Source organism: Aliishimia ponticola (genome assembly GCF_004803475.1).
Lineage (GTDB): Bacteria > Pseudomonadota > Alphaproteobacteria > Rhodobacterales > Rhodobacteraceae > Aliishimia > Aliishimia ponticola.
This window is the reverse complement of sequence record NZ_SRKY01000008.1, coordinates 19,781-34,397: the sequence shown is the minus strand read 5'-3', so window position 1 is coordinate 34,397 and position 14,617 is coordinate 19,781. Positions and strand designations below refer to the sequence as shown.

Here is a 14,617-nt window from a genome sequence, read left to right as displayed (position 1 = left end):
CGGGCTCCGTGACCCCGCACACGAAGTTCGAAGCCGAAGCCTACATCCTCACCAAAGAGGAAGGTGGCCGTCACACGCCGTTCTTCGCGAACTACCGTCCGCAGTTCTACTTCCGGACGACAGACGTGACCGGCACCGTGACGCTGGCCGAAGGCACCGAGATGGTGATGCCGGGCGACAACGTTGGTTTCACCGTTGAGCTGATCGCCCCGATCGCGATGGAAGACGGCCTGCGTTTCGCCATCCGCGAAGGCGGCCGCACCGTCGGCGCCGGCGTCGTCTCCAAAATCATCGAGTAATCCTGCGCGCAGGGTCCACTCGGATCGAATAGGTGTGCAAAGCACCATCAAAAGGGCGGCGCGAGTCGCCCTTTTTCTTTGCGGGTTTGTATCGCTAAATCCGGCGCTGCGTCGGCAAGCGGTCATGCGTCCAAGGTCGATGGACCGGGGCAATGCGCGCCCAGTTGTCCGAAAGAAGGTGCGAAGCTGCGGTAAACTGCACGAAACGCCGCGGGAACCGGTTTTTTCGGTCTTGATTCCCCGCCGCTCCTCCCGTAATCGGAGGGCCGGTCCGCAGGGGTATAGCTCAGTTGGTAGAGCGACGGTCTCCAAAACCGTAGGTCGCGGGTTCGAACCCTGCTGCCCCTGCCAGACCTCTTTCCACTTTCACTGATCGTGCCCAAGCGCTGCGCCACCATCGCCGCGAAACGCCTGTCGTTTTCCTTCGATCAAAGTGGCATCGGCCCTGTGAGGGGCTAGCCGTGTTCGATGCTGGATGAAGATGGTGCCGCGTCAGGATCAAGGGCGCGCAAACGATACGGCGCGGCTTTGGGAAGCCATTCTGCAAGCATTCGGCTCAGATCCTCCAAGGGGCTGCCGGAATCGTCGATCCGCAGATCAACATCCTTTAGCCCCGCCTCGCCAAGTACCGCGAGGGAGGCCGATTGCAGCGGATCACGCTCGCCGCCTGCGGCTTGTCCTTCCAGCATCCCGGCGACAAGCCGCTCTGCCAGACGACCCTTGGCCGTTTCAAAGCCATTGACCATCGCGGGCAAGACATCATCCGAGCCCAGGAAATTCCCCAAAGCGAGGCTGTTCGCACCTGTCAGGCCCCCTGCCACGCCAAGGCAGGAAGCGCCGGTGTAATGCAGCCCCTCGCCGGTGGCGGGGAAGACCCCGAGTTGACGCCAATGCAAGGCCGTGGCGGCCTGCTGCATCGCGTCCATCGCAGCGGTCGCGCTTTGGGTATCTTCCCAGCGGCGCAGTCCGGGGCGGTGCAGGCGCGGGTCGGTGCGGCATTGAGAGAATACAACGCACCCTTCTGTGAGGGCGCCAACCCGTCCGCCGACGCAGACAGAAGACGTTGCGACGGCAAAGCCGATATCGCCGGTATGCGGGTCGCGTCCTGCAAGTGAAAAGGTCATGCGGGAATCTCCACGCCAGTTTGTTCCGTGATGGGGCCGTAATGCTCGATCCGGCGGTGACGGGCGAAGTCAAAGACCGAGCGGCGAATATACGCCCCAAGGTCCAGATCGCAGCTGTGGGTAATGACCTCGTCATCCTCTGACACAGCGCGGGCGACGGTTTCACCGGTCGGGGCGACGATGGCCGACCCGCCGATCATGGCAAACCCGTCCTCTGCGCCGCATTTCGCGGCGGCCATCACCCATGCGCCGTTCTGATACGCTGCGGACTCAAGGCTAAGCCGGTTGTGGAAGTCGCGCAAATGGGCGGCTTCGGGGTGGTGGATGTTCCGCATGGGCGTGTTGTAGCCAAGCATGAACACCTCCGCCCCGCGCAAAGCCATGACGCGAAAGGTTTCGGGCCAGCGCCGGTCGTTGCAGATGCACATGCCAAACCGCCCCGAAGGCGTGGCAAAGGTCGGAAACCCAAGATCGCCGACTTCGAAATAGCGCTTTTCCAGATGTTCGAATTCCAGATCGCCAATCGGGTCTTTGGTGCCGGGCAGGTGGATCTTGCGATATTTGCCAAGGATGCTGCCATCCGGGCCGACCAGAACCGAGGTGTTGAAGCGGCGGGTATTCCCGGCTTCGGTGATCTTCTCGGCATAGCCAAGGTAGAACCCAACACCAAGATCCTTGGCGGTTTCAAACAGTGGCACCATCGCTGGGGATGGCAGGCCTTCTTCAAAGAAGGTGTCGTATTCCTCTGGGGTTTCATAGACATAGCGGGGGAAGAATGTCGTCAGTGCCAGTTCGGGAAATGTGACCCAGCGCGCGCCGCGGGCATGTGCCTCACGCAGCATTTCGATCAGGCGGCCGATAACCTGTTGCCGTGTATCGGCCAGATGGACCGGCCCCATTTGCGCAACGGCAAAAACCTCGTTCCTGCTCATTCAACCCTCCAAAACTAGCGTGCTGCTTCCTTGCTAGCCAGTGGGGGCATCAGTATGAAATAAAAAATAAGCATCACCAAATAACTGAGGGTTATAGAATGGTCAGCGCGCGCCAGCTTGAGATTCTGTCCACCGTGATCGAGGTCGGCACAACCGCCCGCGCCGCTGAATTGCTTGGCGTCAGTCAGCCAGCGGTCAGCAACATGATCCGGCACACCGAAGATCTGGTTGGGTTCCCCCTGTTCATGCGCGAACATGGACGGCTGACACCGACGAAGGAGGCGCTGCATATCGCGCAGGAAGCGCAGCACCTGTTCATGCAGCAGAACCGTATCGACAATATCATCGATGAACTGCGCGGCGGCACCATCGGACGGCTGAGCGTGATCGCGACTCCTTCGGTTGGGCATGGAATTTTGCCGCGCATTCTGGGGCAATTCATCAAGACCCGCCCAAAGCTGCAACTTTCCATCGAACTTGGCAGCCAGGATGAGATCATCCGCAAGCTCGGCAGTGGCCAGGCTGATCTGGGGCTGTCGATCACACCGCCGCGTCATTCCGCCGTGTCTGTGCGGGAAATCGCGAATGGACAGCTCATGTGTGTCTGCCCGGCAGAACATGAATTGGCGTTGCAGGAGGTTGTTTCGATCTCCAACCTCAATCACGTTTCGCACATTTCCTACGCAGCCCGCACGCCATTGGGGCAGATGATCGATACGCTGTTTTCCGAGCGCGGATTGGAGCGGCGCTATTTCTGCGAAGTGCGTCACACCGCGACGGCGCTTGAGATGGTCCGAAACGGGCTGGGTGTCGCCTTGGTCGACAGTTTTGCGGTGATTGGGTCGCGCGGAGAAAACATTGCCGCCCGCCCGACAAAACCCACTTTGCCGTTAAAACTATACGGTCTGACTTCGAACATGTTCCCGACGACCAACCTGACAATGCAGTTTCAGCAGTTCCTCGCGGACTACTTGGAGCCGCATGGCGGATCGGGGCCGGACGATGGTGATCTATAACCTGAAGATATAGAAGCGGGCGCATTTTTAATTTCAAAATGTTTTCGGGCCGTGCTCACCTGCAGGCAACGGAGCGGCAGTTTCGCCGCCCCATGTCAAAGCTAAGCGGGTGACCTTGTCTAATGAATGAGCCGATCCTTTCCATCAAAAACGCGGTCAAGCGATATGGCTCTGTTAACGCTCTTGATGGGGTAAATCTGGATGTTGCCGAGGGCGAGTTCCTGACCCTTCTGGGGCCGTCCGGTTCGGGTAAAACCACGTTGCTGAGCGCGATTGCAGGGTTCATCGCGCTGGATGAAGGCACACTGGCGCTGCGCGCGACTGATATCACCGGCAAGCCGCCCGAACATCGTGATTTCGGTATGGTGTTTCAGGGATATGCCCTGTTTCCCACCATGACCGTGCGCGAGAATGTCGGCTTTCCGCTGAAAATCCGCAAACGACCCCCCGCCGAAATCAAGAAGCGCGTGTCCGAAGCGTTGGAAATGGTGCAGATGAGCGATTTCGCCGATCGCATGCCCAGCCAGTTGTCCGGCGGGCAGCAGCAACGCATCGCGCTTGCGCGTGCGATGTCGTTCGATCCGCAAATCCTGTTGCTGGATGAACCGCTTTCGGCATTGGATAAGAAACTGCGCGCCGACTTGCAGTGGGAGTTGAAAGACCTGCACCAGAAGTTGGGGGTCACTTTCATCTACGTCACGCACGATCAGGACGAGGCGCTGTCCATGTCCGATCGTATCGTCATCCTCAAGGATGGGGCGATCCAGCAAGAGGGCGATCCCAACACGTTGTATGACCAGCCGCGCAATCGGTTCGTGGCCGATTTTCTGGGCAAGTCCAACTTCTTGGAGGCGGCGGTCATTGCAGGAAACGGTCCGGCGTATCAGTGCGATTCCAAGGGCGCATTGTTCACTTTGAACACGCAGGAACCTTGTCGCACCGGCGAAACAATCACTCTTGCCCTTCGGCCAGAGCGGTTGCGGCTGGGCTTGCCGGGCGCAGAACTCGTATCAGCGACGGTCAAGCAGGTCAGCTACCTTGGCGAGCGGTGCCAAGTGCTGGTGATGCGCGAGGGCGGCGAGGAGTTGCTGATTTCGCGCCCCACTTGGAAGACCGACATCGTACCAACGCCCGGATTGCAGGTCAGCATCGGTTGGGATGCCGATGCGCCGGTCGTCCTGGCCCCCGCATAATCAAGAGTGACAGGGAACCGACAAGGTCACCGTATCCCATAACAAGGAGAACAAGACATGACTGACACAACCGATTTTGAAGCCAAACGCGACATCGCCGAACTGGCGGTTGAGCGTTACAAGCAAGGGCGTCTCACCCGGCGCGGTTTCATTGCCGCAATGGGGGCGCTGGGTGTTCTGCCCGCGTTCGGCCAGCGCGCAATGGCACAGACCAAGGAAATCATCGTGGTGAACTGGGGCGGGGCCGCTGCGGACATCCTGCAGGAAGTTCTGTGCGACACCTATACCGCCGAAACCGGGATCAAGGTGACGGTCGATGGTTCCGGCCCGTCGGCGGGCAAGATCCGCGCCATGGTGGAAAGTGGCGCGGTGGTCTGGGATCTGTGCGACAGCGGCGCGGGTTCGGCGATCATTCTGGAACAGCAAGGCATGACCGAGGCGATCGACTATAGCATCGTCGACAAGTCCAAGGTTCTGGAAGGCACGGCCTATAACAACGGTGTCGGCAACTACGTCTATTCCTATGTGCTGGCCACGAACCCCAAGCTTTTGGGTGGAGCCGTCCCCCAGACTTGGGAAGATGTCTGGAACGTCAAGGATTTCCCGGGCATGCGTACATTCCGCAAATCGGTGCGCGGTCAGCTTGAAAGCGCCACACAGGCGCGCGGCGTCCCCTTGGCAGAGGTCTATGACGCGCTCGGCACCGAAGACGGCATCAAAGCCTCGATCGCCAAGTTCCGTGAGTTGCGCGAAAACATCATCGTCTGGGGGTCGGGCAGCGACAGCCAGAACCTGTTCCTTCAGGAAGAGGTCGCAATTGGCAATATCTGGTCCACCCGCGCGCATCTTCTGAAGGACCAGATGGAAGAAGGCACGTTCAACGTCAGCTTTAACGGCGGTGTCATCGCGCCGGGTATCTGGGTCGTGCCCAAGGGCAACCCGGTGGGCAAGGACGAGGTGATGAAATTCATCGCCCATGGTCAAAAACCGGAACTTCAGGTCGAATGGCTGGAGAAAATCGGCTCTGGCCCGATCAACCCGGAGGCCGCCGCATTGGTCCCCGCCGAATTGGCGCCGTTCAACCCGTCGAGCCCTGAAAACCTGGCGACGCAGATCATCTACAATGACGAATGGTATGCGAAGAACCAGGTTTCGGCCGAAGAAATGTATGTGGACGCGTTGATCAACTAACGCGCTTTCGGGACGGGCCTGCCTGCCTTGGTGGCGGGCCCGTCGAACCAATCAGAAGTCAAATCCATCAGGGGGCGGAATGCCGCGGGTCCACGAAAAGGTCAGTTACTGGATGCTGGTTCTTCCGGCGCTGTCGATCATGGTGTGTTTCTACATCCTGCCTGTGCTGGGCATCTGGGAAATCGCCTTCACAGAGCCCGAAACCGGGGTGGGAAACTTCGTCAAGATGGCTGGGTCCAACGCGGTGAAGACCAGCTTCGTGATTACGTTCCGCGTGGCCGCGATAACCACGGTGGGTTGCCTGATCCTTGGCTACATCGTGGCCTATGCGATCAGCAATTTCGCCACCCGCCTGACGCCGCTGATGGTGGCACTGGTGATTTTGCCATTCTGGGTTTCCGTGCTGATCCGCTCGTTCAGCTGGATCGTACTTCTGGGCCGCTCCGGTCTGGTGAATGACGCGCTGATCCATGCGGGCATGATCGAGCGTCCGCTGCGTCTGATGCATAATGAACTGGGCGTGTTGATCGCGATGATCCACGTCATGTTGCCTTTCGCGGTGCTGCCCATGCTTACGAATATGCGCGGCATTTCGGGGATCTATGTCCAAGCCGCGCGCAGCCTTGGTGCCAGTGAATGGACCAGCTTCCGGCAAGTTTATTTCCCGCAGACGCTGCCCGGCGTGCTTTCCGGGGCGCTGCTTGTATTCGTTCTGTCGCTCGGGTTCTTCGTGACGCCCGCGCTGCTGGGCGGCGGGCGCGTTCTGATGATCTCCGAATACATCACCTATCAGATTCAGGAATTCCTGAACTGGGGTCTTGGCTCGGCCCTGTCTGTCGCGCTGCTGGTAGCGACGGCCCTTGTCCTGCTGATCTCGGCGCGGTTCGTGAACCTGCGCGCCACCTTGTTGGAGCGTAAGTGATGCAAGTGTCTGCCTTTCGGATTTTCTTTCAGACCGGCGCGTGGTTGGTCATCGCCTTTCTGGTCCTGCCGATCCTTGTCGTCCTGCCGATTTCGTTCACCGATACGAGCTATATCGGGCTGCCCAAAGAGGCGCTGTCGCTTCAGCATTACGCCAACTACTTCACCGACCCCGACTGGCTTGGCGCGACGTGGACAAGCGTTTGGGTCGGGCTGGTGGTGGCAACCTGCGCCTCGGTTCTGGGGACGGCCTTCGCCATCGGGTGCTGGTTCCTGTCGGACCGGGCGGCGATGGTGGCGCGCTGGGTCCTGATTACACCGATCCTGGTGCCGCCGGTCGTGCAGTCGCTGGGGTTCTACCGCTTTTGGGTCAAGCTGGGCCTGATCGACACGCATTTCGGCGTCATCCTTGCCCATACCTTGCTGGCGCTGCCCTATGTGTCGATTTCGGTCTTTGCCGCGCTGAGCAATCTGGACCGCAACCTGCCACGGGCGGCGCGCAGCCTTGGGGCCTCGGTCATGCAAACGGTCTGGGCCGTTGTCGTGCCCGCCGCGCGCCCCGGCATCGCCACCGGGTTCATCTTTGCCTTTATCGTCAGCTTTGACGAGATCGTGGGCGTGCTGTTCATCACCGTGCGGAATGTGCAAACCCTGCCCAAGATGATCTGGGAGGGTATTCAGGACAATATCGACCCGACGATCGCCGCCGTCGCGACCTTGCTGATCGCCTTGACGCTTATCGCCACGGCCATCGGGGTTCTGCGCAGATCATGACCCGGCTTCTTCTGAAAAACGCGACCTATATCAGCCATGACAGCGGGTTGCCTGAACTGCGCTGCGGCCATATCGCCATCGAAGGCAGCCGCATCGTCGCCTTGCCGGAAACGCTGGAGGGTACTGACTTCGACGGGTTCGAACCGGTTGATATGTCGGGCAAGCTGATTTCGCCGGGGTTTATCAACGCCCACACCCATTCGGTTTTGCTGGTCCTGCGCGGCACGGTCGAGGATATCGAAGGCAATCTCGTCTATCAGTACATGGTGCCCGCCTCCTATCTGCTGGAGCCGGAGGAGCGTGCCGCCATCGCGCGGCTCGCCTGCGCCGAGGCGATCCGGTCCGGCACGACGACGATGGTCGATCCGCTGCGTCACGTGGCCGATTACGCCCCCGCCATGATCGACAGTGGGATGCGGCTGTGGCTGGCGGAAAGCTGCGCAGATGCGGTGACGACAGAGGTCGGCAGCGGCACCTACCGCTTTGACCGCGATTTCGGGCAGACCTTCCTTGATCGCACCGAGGCCCTGATCGACCGCTTTCACGGGGCCGAGGATGACCGGGTGCGCGTGATGATCGCTGCCCATGCGCCGGACAATTGCAGCCCTTGGATGCTGGGGCAGCTCAAGGCTCTGGCGCGCAAACATGGCCTGCGCCGAACGGTTCATCTGAGCCAGATCATCAGCGAGAAAGAGCAGGTTGAAGCACTGCATGGTTGCACCTCGACCGAGTATCTCGATCAGAATGGTTTTCTGGGCGATGACCTGATCGCGGTGCATTGGACCTTCTGCACCGAAAGCGACGTGGCGCGGCTGGCAGACACGGGCACGTGGCTGGGCCATTGCCCGGCGTCGATGTCGGCCAAGGGCCCGCATCCCCTGCCGATGCGCGCAATTCTGGATCAAGGGGTCAAGATCGTTCTGGGCACCGACAACATGACCGAGGATATGTTCCACGCCATGAAAATGGCGCTGACATTGCATCGCGGGGCCTATCAGCGCTCTGTCACGCCGACGCCGGGGCAGGTGTTCAACTATGCCACGCTGAACGCGGCCAAGGCGCTGGACCGGCCGGATATTGGCAGTATCGGGGTGGGACAAAAGGCCGATCTGGCGATGTTCAACCTGTATGCGCCTGCGCTGAACCCGCGCGTGTCGCTGGTGTCGAACCTTGTGCATTACGGGCATCCCGGCACGGTGACGGACACGATGGTCGATGGGCGGTTCCTGATGCGGGACGGCGCTCTGACCACGATCGACGAACGCGCCGCTGTGGTCGAAGCGCAGCAAGCGACCGAAGCAATGTGGCAGCGGTTCAGCGCCGAAGACCGGGGCGTGCCTTTGCCTGCCACTGACGCCTGCTAACGATTAGGGAATACTGACATGACGTTTTCGATCATAGGGCGCTGCGCCCGCACCGGCGCATTTGGCGCGGCGATTACCACGTCTGACCTTGCCGTTGGCGCACGGTGTGTACGGTTGCTGCACGGGAAAGGCGCAATGCTGTCGCAACACCGGACGGATAGTCGTTTGGGCGATCTTGGCATCTCTCTTCTGGCAGAGGGGAAAAGCGCCCAAGACACGGTGACGGCGGTGTGCAACTCGACCAAGGACATCGAATGGCGGCAGATCGGGGCGCTGGATGCGAAAGGTCACGCGGCGGCCTATCACGGGCGCCGCATGTATTCGATCTATACCCACAGCACCGAGAAAGACTGCCTGGCCCTGGGCAATATTCTGGCGAATGAGACCGTGACCCGAAAGATGGCTGCGGCCTTTGCCCGCGACCCAGGCCTGCCGCTGGGCGAGCGACTGATGCAAGCGCTCGAAGCCGGGCGTGACGGGGGCGGCGAAATCGTCGGGCCGTTGCGATCTGCGGCGGTGCGCGTGACCGGAGAGCACGGGATCGACGCGATGGACCTGCGCATCGACATGTCCGAATGTACTGCGGTTGAAGACCTGCGTGCGCTGGTGGACGCCTATGCCGACCGGGCCGAAATCCTGCGCAATGTCGCCTTGGCCCCCGAAGGGATTCCCGTGATGCGCAGCCTGTTCGAGGCGAGCATCGAGCGGATTGAGGAACTGGGTCTGCAGGCGCGGTTCCCGACAGCGCAGCACCGCGATCGATGGACCTTGCGGGACTAAGGCCATGTCGGTTGAACAGATATACTGGCAAGCCGACGATCCGGCCGAGGCCGAGCAAGAGAAAGCCCCGGATCGGACGGATATCGCGGTAATTGGCGCTGGCTATACGGGGTTGAGCGTCGCGCTGCACCTTGCGCGGGCCGGGCGCCATGTCGTCGTGTTCGAGGCGGGCGGGATCGGGGCCGGGTGCTCCTCTCGCAATGGCGGGATGGTCGGTCCGAGCTTTCACAAGCTTGGTTCGGCCGGTTTGATTGCGCGCTATGGCGAGGCGAAGACCTTGACGATCATGCGTGAAGGTATCCATGCTCTCGATTACTTCGAAGATTTCGTGGCCGAAAATGCGTTGGAGTGTGACCTGCAAATGCGGGGCCGCTTTCGCGGTGCGCGCACGGTCGCCGATTACGATGCGATGGGGCGCGAAACGGACTGGTTGTCGCGCAATATCGGGCTGCCCGTCGCCATGGTGCCCCGCGCAGAGCAGAGCCAGGAGATCGGCAGCACGTTTTACCGAGGCGGTGCGGTCTATCAGCGTGACGGCGGGATACATCCGCGCAAGCTGCTTGTCGCCTTGGCGCAGGCCGCGCGGGCAGCCGGGGTCAAGATCGTGGCGCACTGCCCGGTGTCCGCGATGCGCCGCGACGGCACGGAAACCACGCTGCAAACGGCGCAGGGCGCGGTTACCGCGACACAGGTCGTAGTGGCGACAAACGCCTATGCGGATGCGCGCACCCCGGCGATGCATCGTCGTATCGTCGCCATCCAGACCGCCGCAGTCGCCACCGAGGCGCTTTCCCCACAACTGATGGACAGCCTGACGCCGAAAAAGCGCATGTTCGGGGAAACCGGGCGTGTCTTCATGTGGTTCCGTCCCAGCCCGGATGGGCGCAGGTTTATCTTTGGCGGCCGGATCGGTCGTCCCGGCGGTGCGGTCGATGCGCAGCGCAAGGCCTTTGCGCGATCAGTCCAGCGGGTTTTCCCTCAACTGCCCGATGTCCAGTTTACCCATGTCTGGTCGGGCAATGTCGCCTACACCCCTGATCACAGCCCGCATGTGGGCTTTGAAGACGGCGTATGGCTGGCCGGGGGCTATTGTGGGTCGGGGGTGACGCGCAGCATATATTTCGGAATGAAGCTCGCCCGTAAGATATTGCAGGAGAAAGGCAGTGATACCGCGTTCGACGATCTGCCTTTCCATCCGGTTCCGTTCAAACCTTTTTCGGGCCGTGCCGCCAGTCTGATGACCCGGTGGTACGCCCATCTTGACGCACGCGACCTTCGCCGGGATCACAACGCGGGCTGAGGGGCCCGCAAGCCTCGCCGCGATCATGTAGCGTTGGACCTGGCTGAGGCGCGGATGCGTAAACAGGCGAAAGTTCTCTTTCACTGCGGCCTACAATGGACGATCCATTCGCCCTCCACGTAAGGCCCTGACGCAACATGGCAGCGACATCGCGATGTGGGGCAGGGCGGCGTGATTCTCTGCCCCACATGGCAGGCGTCACATTTCCCGTGAACAATGCGCCGATAAGCGCGGCACTGTTTCGCCCGCTTAGGGGGAAAGGGGTTCCCGCCATAGTTGCACCGCCGGTTTGCCCCAATTTTGCCTTAAACGAGGGGAAAATTGACGACACGGCGACTGAAACTTGTCTGGTGCGCACCTGCTGCGCCGATGGGCGGGGGGCTTTCGCTGGATGGGTGAGACGTTTGGTGGTGTGAGGGACTATGGTGCAAGGGAAATCTGACGGTCATCGCGATGCGGTGACGATGAAGGCAATCAAGAATCTTCTAGCGGAACACGCCGACGAGTTCGATCCACTTAACTCCACGCGGCAAAGGGACACGGACGCTGCCCCAACCGACGCGGCGCAAACCAGCGAACAATTTCATGGCGAAACGGCAAAGCCCCTGACTGACCAGCGCGGCGTGGCCCCAATCGTTGAACGCCCTTGCGCGGCTGACGCGCCTCAGCCTCCACAAAAATCGCAGCCCGTGGCCGGTCTTGCCGATCCGGCACCAAGCGCAGCCACGGCCACGGCATCGCCCAAACCGCGCGCCAAGAACCTGCTGGGGGGTATTCCCCGCCTTGATGGGGGCGGTTTGCGCCAGCATGTCACAGGTGGCCGGCTGGTCGCGGCGGCCCTGTTGCTGCTGGTCGTGCTCATGCCCGCGCTGATGTTCCTGCTGTTCGTTCTGTTTCTGACAGTGATCGCTGGCATCTTCCTTGCTTTCGGAAGCGACAGCGTCTGGGAGACCGTGGCCCGGCAGACCGCACGCTTTGCCGCGCGGCACCCGGAGCAGGGCAAAACCCTGTTCAGATGGCTCGATTCTGTCGCGTGCCGGTGGGATCTGGCCTTGGACTGCTTTCCTGACGGGACGGTGGATGCGCTCTACATGCCGGACTTCGCGAATTTCCAAAGCGAACGTGACGCCCGCAAGAACGCGCATGACGCCGCCGTCACCGAACGGCTTGCGCGCCTGCAAAGCAACGGGTGACCACAGGCTTTGGGCCGCGCCGCTTGATCTTTGCCGATCCCGCGGTTACATCGCCGGAAACAGGTTTCCCAGCAAAGGCAGGCATCCGTGGCCAATCCGTTCCAATTCATCCAGCAAACCCGCGCCGAGATCGCCAAGATCGTCTGGCCGACGCGCCGGGAAGTCATGCTGACCACGGTCATGGTCTTCATCATGGCAACGCTGACGGCGATTTTCTTCGCTTTGGTGGACCTTGGCATTCGTGGCGGCCTGCGCGGCGTGCTCAGCATTTTCGGCTGATCCGCACCCGAAGGGCAGGGCGCAAGTCACCCGCGCCCTTGATCATTTGTTGATGCCGGTATATCCGGCAATCCTCTCCTAAGATGTGCGGCGTGTGGCGATTCGAGTTACACGCCGATTTTACATGAGGGAGCAAAGTCGGAGACGAGGCTCGTCCCGGCACCGAGAACAGGACCAGCCACGGCGTGGCGCGGTCGAAGCAAGGGAAGATTGAGGCCTATGGCGAAGCGGTGGTATTCAGTCAGCGTTCTGTCCAATTTCGAAAAGAAGATTGCGGAACAGATCCGGACGACAGCGGAAGAGCAGGGTCTTGAGAACGAAATCGACGAGGTTCTCGTCCCGACCGAAGAAGTGATCGAAGTCCGTCGCGGCAAGAAGGTCACGACTGAAAAGCGCTTTATGCCCGGTTACGTTCTGGTCCACATGGAAATGTCGGATCGCGGCTATCACCTGATCAACTCGATCAACCGCGTCACAGGTTTTCTGGGCCCGCAAGGCCGCCCGATGCCGATGCGCGATGCTGAGGTGAACGCGATCCTGAACCGTGTGCAGGAAGGCGAAGAATCGCCGCGGACGCTGATCCATTACGAGGTCGGCGAGAAGGTCAAAGTCAACGATGGCCCGTTCGAAGATTTCGACGGCATGATCGAAGAGGTCGACGACGACAACCAGCGGCTCAAGGTTTCCGTGTCCATCTTTGGCCGCGAAACACCGGTCGAACTGGAATTCACTCAGGTCACCAAGCAGGGCTGATCTGCCTGATCACACCCTGTTTTTCGCTGAAGCTTAGCCTTGATTGCCCGCCCTGTTGCGGGCAATTTGCGTTTCAAGGCAAGAACAAGGGCAACGCGCAGGCATGGCATCGGGGCAGGACCGTAAGAATATCGTCGTCATCAGCCTCGATGATGCAGTGTCGTACTGGCACTACAAGACCGTGTTCCGCGAGGTTTTGCAGACCCCGAATTTCGACCGGGTATGCGCGCAATCCACCGCGTTCTTGTCCGCCTATTGTCAGTCGCCGCTATGCGGGCCGTCCCGGTCCAGCTTCATGTCGGGCCGCGCGCCGCCGCAAACCGGGGTCTATGACAACAAAACCAGCATTTTCGATGTCGTTCCGCCGCAAAAGATGTGGCCCTATCTGCTGAAAGAGAACGGTTACTTCTGCTCGTCCGGGGGCAAGGTCCACCACGGGTACAAGCCCCTGCCAAAGCCCATCCACAAGGTGCTCTATTCCGACGAGCGCAAGGGTTTCCGTATCGATAAGAAGTTGCCCGCCCACAAGGCGCAGAAACGTCTTGGCGGGCATGCGGGCGGCATTGTGACCACCGATCCGGCGGATGACGGCTATTACCACGATGCGCATTCCGCCCAATCGTTCGAAAGGTTCATCACCGAATACAAGGGCGATGCGCCGTTCTATCGGGAGGTCGGGTTCTACGGCCCGCACGCGCCGTTCATCACGCCGTTGCGCTACAAGGAGATGTACCCGGATCGATTTTTTGTGAAACCGGCCGAATGGGGCGCGGGCTTTTCCGAAACCGACTTCACCTCGGAAACGATGGTGTCGAATTTCGATGTGAACGATCAGCGATGGCGCCGGAGTGTGCGCAACTATTTCGCCGCCTATACCCATGTGGATCATTACCTCGGCAAGGTCTGGAACACGCTGAAAACGTCGCGTTTTGCCGACAATACCGTGGTTGTGATCCTGTCCGATCACGGGATGCATCTGGGCGACCGCGCCCGCTTCCGCAAGTCCACCCTGTGGGAGCAGGTCTGCGCCGTGCCCTTGATCATCCACGATCCATCACGCGCCGATCCGCAAGTCCGTCGCGACCCGGTGGCCTTGATCGATCTGGGCCCAACGGTGCTGGATTATTCCGGGTTGCCGCCGCTGGACAACTGCGTGGGCCGTTCGCTCCGTCCCAAGGTCGAGGGCGCGGCCCCCGACCCGGACCGCCCCGTGCCGACCTTTCACAATGGCAGCGTGGCTGTGCGGGCGGGCGACTACCGGATGATCCAATATGAAGACGGAAACACCGAATTTTATGACGTCACACGGGATTGGTGGCAGACAAAGGACCTTGGTCGCCACCACCCGGACTTCAACAAAGTGCAGGACATCCTGATCGAGACAGCCCGCGCATATGGGATGCAGATCGAAAAGCGTCCCGCCTTCGACGGCCAGTATAGCTAGGCCGGGCCAGAATCACTTGCAATCGTAGCGTTCCGGTAGTATCGGGCGCGCTCA

General features: G+C 60.6%; 15 protein-coding genes and 1 tRNA gene. 14 read left to right on the top strand and 2 right to left on the bottom strand.

Going from position 1 to position 14,617, the window contains the following annotated elements; all coding sequences use genetic code 11:
* Together E4Z66_RS19350 and E4Z66_RS19345 are read left to right on the top strand one after the other, a co-directional pair.
* The coding region (locus E4Z66_RS19350; RefSeq protein WP_483923583.1) for an elongation factor Tu at positions 1 to 299 on the top strand (299 nt) is incomplete at its 5' end.
* 275 nt (positions 300 to 574) lie between these two features.
* Positions 575 to 650, top strand: a tRNA-Trp gene (locus tag E4Z66_RS19345).
* Between the two features lie 104 nt (positions 651 to 754).
* Here E4Z66_RS19345 and E4Z66_RS19340 read toward each other — a convergent pair.
* Positions 755 to 1,423, bottom strand: a complete 669-nt coding sequence (locus E4Z66_RS19340) for a DUF1028 domain-containing protein (protein WP_136464736.1) — start codon at positions 1,421 to 1,423, stop codon at positions 755 to 757.
* The gene (locus E4Z66_RS19335) at positions 1,420 to 2,355 is read right to left on the bottom strand and encodes an N-carbamoyl-D-amino-acid hydrolase (protein ID WP_168797842.1); all 936 of its coding nucleotides are present in this window, start codon (positions 2,353 to 2,355) and stop codon (positions 1,420 to 1,422) included. Before E4Z66_RS19335 ends, E4Z66_RS19340 begins: the two co-directional genes overlap by 4 nt.
* A 98-nt stretch (positions 2,356 to 2,453) precedes the next feature.
* On the opposite strand from E4Z66_RS19335, the gene E4Z66_RS19330 reads away from it, so the two are divergent.
* The 12 genes from E4Z66_RS19330 to E4Z66_RS19275 all read left to right on the top strand — a co-directional run bounded on the left by E4Z66_RS19330 (position 2,454) and on the right by E4Z66_RS19275 (position 14,563).
* Positions 2,454 to 3,371, top strand: a complete 918-nt coding sequence (locus E4Z66_RS19330; RefSeq protein WP_136464735.1) for a LysR substrate-binding domain-containing protein — start codon at positions 2,454 to 2,456, stop codon at positions 3,369 to 3,371.
* Between the two features lie 122 nt (positions 3,372 to 3,493).
* Entirely contained in the window at positions 3,494 to 4,564 is a 1,071-nt protein-coding gene (locus tag E4Z66_RS19325; protein ID WP_136464734.1) for an ABC transporter ATP-binding protein, read from the top strand.
* Positions 4,565 to 4,621: 57 nt separating this feature from the next.
* Complete coding sequence (locus E4Z66_RS19320; protein ID WP_136464733.1) at positions 4,622 to 5,755, top strand: extracellular solute-binding protein; 1,134 nt, start codon at positions 4,622 to 4,624, stop codon at positions 5,753 to 5,755.
* A 79-nt stretch (positions 5,756 to 5,834) separates the two neighbouring features.
* Complete coding sequence (locus E4Z66_RS19315; protein WP_136464732.1) at positions 5,835 to 6,677, top strand: ABC transporter permease; 843 nt, start codon at positions 5,835 to 5,837, stop codon at positions 6,675 to 6,677.
* Positions 6,677 to 7,450: an ABC transporter permease gene (locus E4Z66_RS19310; RefSeq protein ID WP_136464731.1), complete on the top strand. Its 774-nt coding sequence runs from the start codon at positions 6,677 to 6,679 to the stop codon at positions 7,448 to 7,450. The genes E4Z66_RS19315 and E4Z66_RS19310 overlap by 1 nt, the downstream gene beginning before the upstream one ends.
* Complete coding sequence (locus tag E4Z66_RS19305; RefSeq protein WP_136464730.1) at positions 7,447 to 8,814, top strand: amidohydrolase family protein; 1,368 nt, start codon at positions 7,447 to 7,449, stop codon at positions 8,812 to 8,814. Before E4Z66_RS19310 ends, E4Z66_RS19305 begins: the two co-directional genes overlap by 4 nt.
* 18 nt (positions 8,815 to 8,832) lie before the next feature.
* Positions 8,833 to 9,594, top strand: a complete 762-nt coding sequence (locus tag E4Z66_RS19300; protein ID WP_136464729.1) for a DUF1028 domain-containing protein — start codon at positions 8,833 to 8,835, stop codon at positions 9,592 to 9,594.
* A gap of 4 nt (positions 9,595 to 9,598) precedes the next feature.
* Complete coding sequence (locus tag E4Z66_RS19295; protein ID WP_168797841.1) at positions 9,599 to 10,894, top strand: NAD(P)/FAD-dependent oxidoreductase; 1,296 nt, start codon at positions 9,599 to 9,601, stop codon at positions 10,892 to 10,894.
* A 689-nt stretch (positions 10,895 to 11,583) separates the two neighbouring features.
* Complete coding sequence (locus E4Z66_RS19290) at positions 11,584 to 12,087, top strand: hypothetical protein (protein WP_136464727.1); 504 nt, start codon at positions 11,584 to 11,586, stop codon at positions 12,085 to 12,087.
* Positions 12,088 to 12,174: 87 nt separating this feature from the next.
* Positions 12,175 to 12,366, top strand: a complete 192-nt coding sequence (gene secE / locus E4Z66_RS19285; RefSeq protein ID WP_136464726.1) for a preprotein translocase subunit SecE — start codon at positions 12,175 to 12,177, stop codon at positions 12,364 to 12,366.
* Between the two features lie 219 nt (positions 12,367 to 12,585).
* Positions 12,586 to 13,119 (top strand): transcription termination/antitermination protein NusG, encoded by a 534-nt coding sequence (nusG, locus tag E4Z66_RS19280; RefSeq protein WP_136464725.1) that lies wholly within the window; start codon positions 12,586 to 12,588, stop codon positions 13,117 to 13,119.
* Between the two features lie 103 nt (positions 13,120 to 13,222).
* The gene (locus E4Z66_RS19275; RefSeq protein WP_136464724.1) at positions 13,223 to 14,563 is read left to right on the top strand and encodes a sulfatase-like hydrolase/transferase; all 1,341 of its coding nucleotides are present in this window, start codon (positions 13,223 to 13,225) and stop codon (positions 14,561 to 14,563) included.
* Positions 14,564 to 14,617: the final 54 nt, after the last annotated feature.

Bases quoted from the DNA above. Each gene is read 5' to 3' on its own strand.
- E4Z66_RS19275 (WP_136464724.1), top strand. From the start codon at position 13,223: ATGGCATCGGGGCAGGACCGTAAGAATATCGTCGTCATCAGCCTCGAT.
- E4Z66_RS19295 (WP_168797841.1), top strand. From the start codon at position 9,599: ATGTCGGTTGAACAGATATACTGGCAAGCCGACGATCCGGCCGAGGCC.
- E4Z66_RS19325 (WP_136464734.1), top strand. From the start codon at position 3,494: ATGAATGAGCCGATCCTTTCCATCAAAAACGCGGTCAAGCGATATGGC.
- nusG (WP_136464725.1), top strand. From the start codon at position 12,586: ATGGCGAAGCGGTGGTATTCAGTCAGCGTTCTGTCCAATTTCGAAAAG.
- E4Z66_RS19330 (WP_136464735.1), top strand. From the start codon at position 2,454: ATGGTCAGCGCGCGCCAGCTTGAGATTCTGTCCACCGTGATCGAGGTC.
- E4Z66_RS19300 (WP_136464729.1), top strand. From the start codon at position 8,833: ATGACGTTTTCGATCATAGGGCGCTGCGCCCGCACCGGCGCATTTGGC.
- E4Z66_RS19315 (WP_136464732.1), top strand. From the start codon at position 5,835: ATGCCGCGGGTCCACGAAAAGGTCAGTTACTGGATGCTGGTTCTTCCG.
- E4Z66_RS19305 (WP_136464730.1), top strand. From the start codon at position 7,447: ATGACCCGGCTTCTTCTGAAAAACGCGACCTATATCAGCCATGACAGC.
- E4Z66_RS19335 (WP_168797842.1), bottom strand. From the start codon at position 2,355: ATGAGCAGGAACGAGGTTTTTGCCGTTGCGCAAATGGGGCCGGTCCAT.
- E4Z66_RS19340 (WP_136464736.1), bottom strand. From the start codon at position 1,423: ATGACCTTTTCACTTGCAGGACGCGACCCGCATACCGGCGATATCGGC.
- E4Z66_RS19310 (WP_136464731.1), top strand. From the start codon at position 6,677: ATGCAAGTGTCTGCCTTTCGGATTTTCTTTCAGACCGGCGCGTGGTTG.
- E4Z66_RS19320 (WP_136464733.1), top strand. From the start codon at position 4,622: ATGACTGACACAACCGATTTTGAAGCCAAACGCGACATCGCCGAACTG.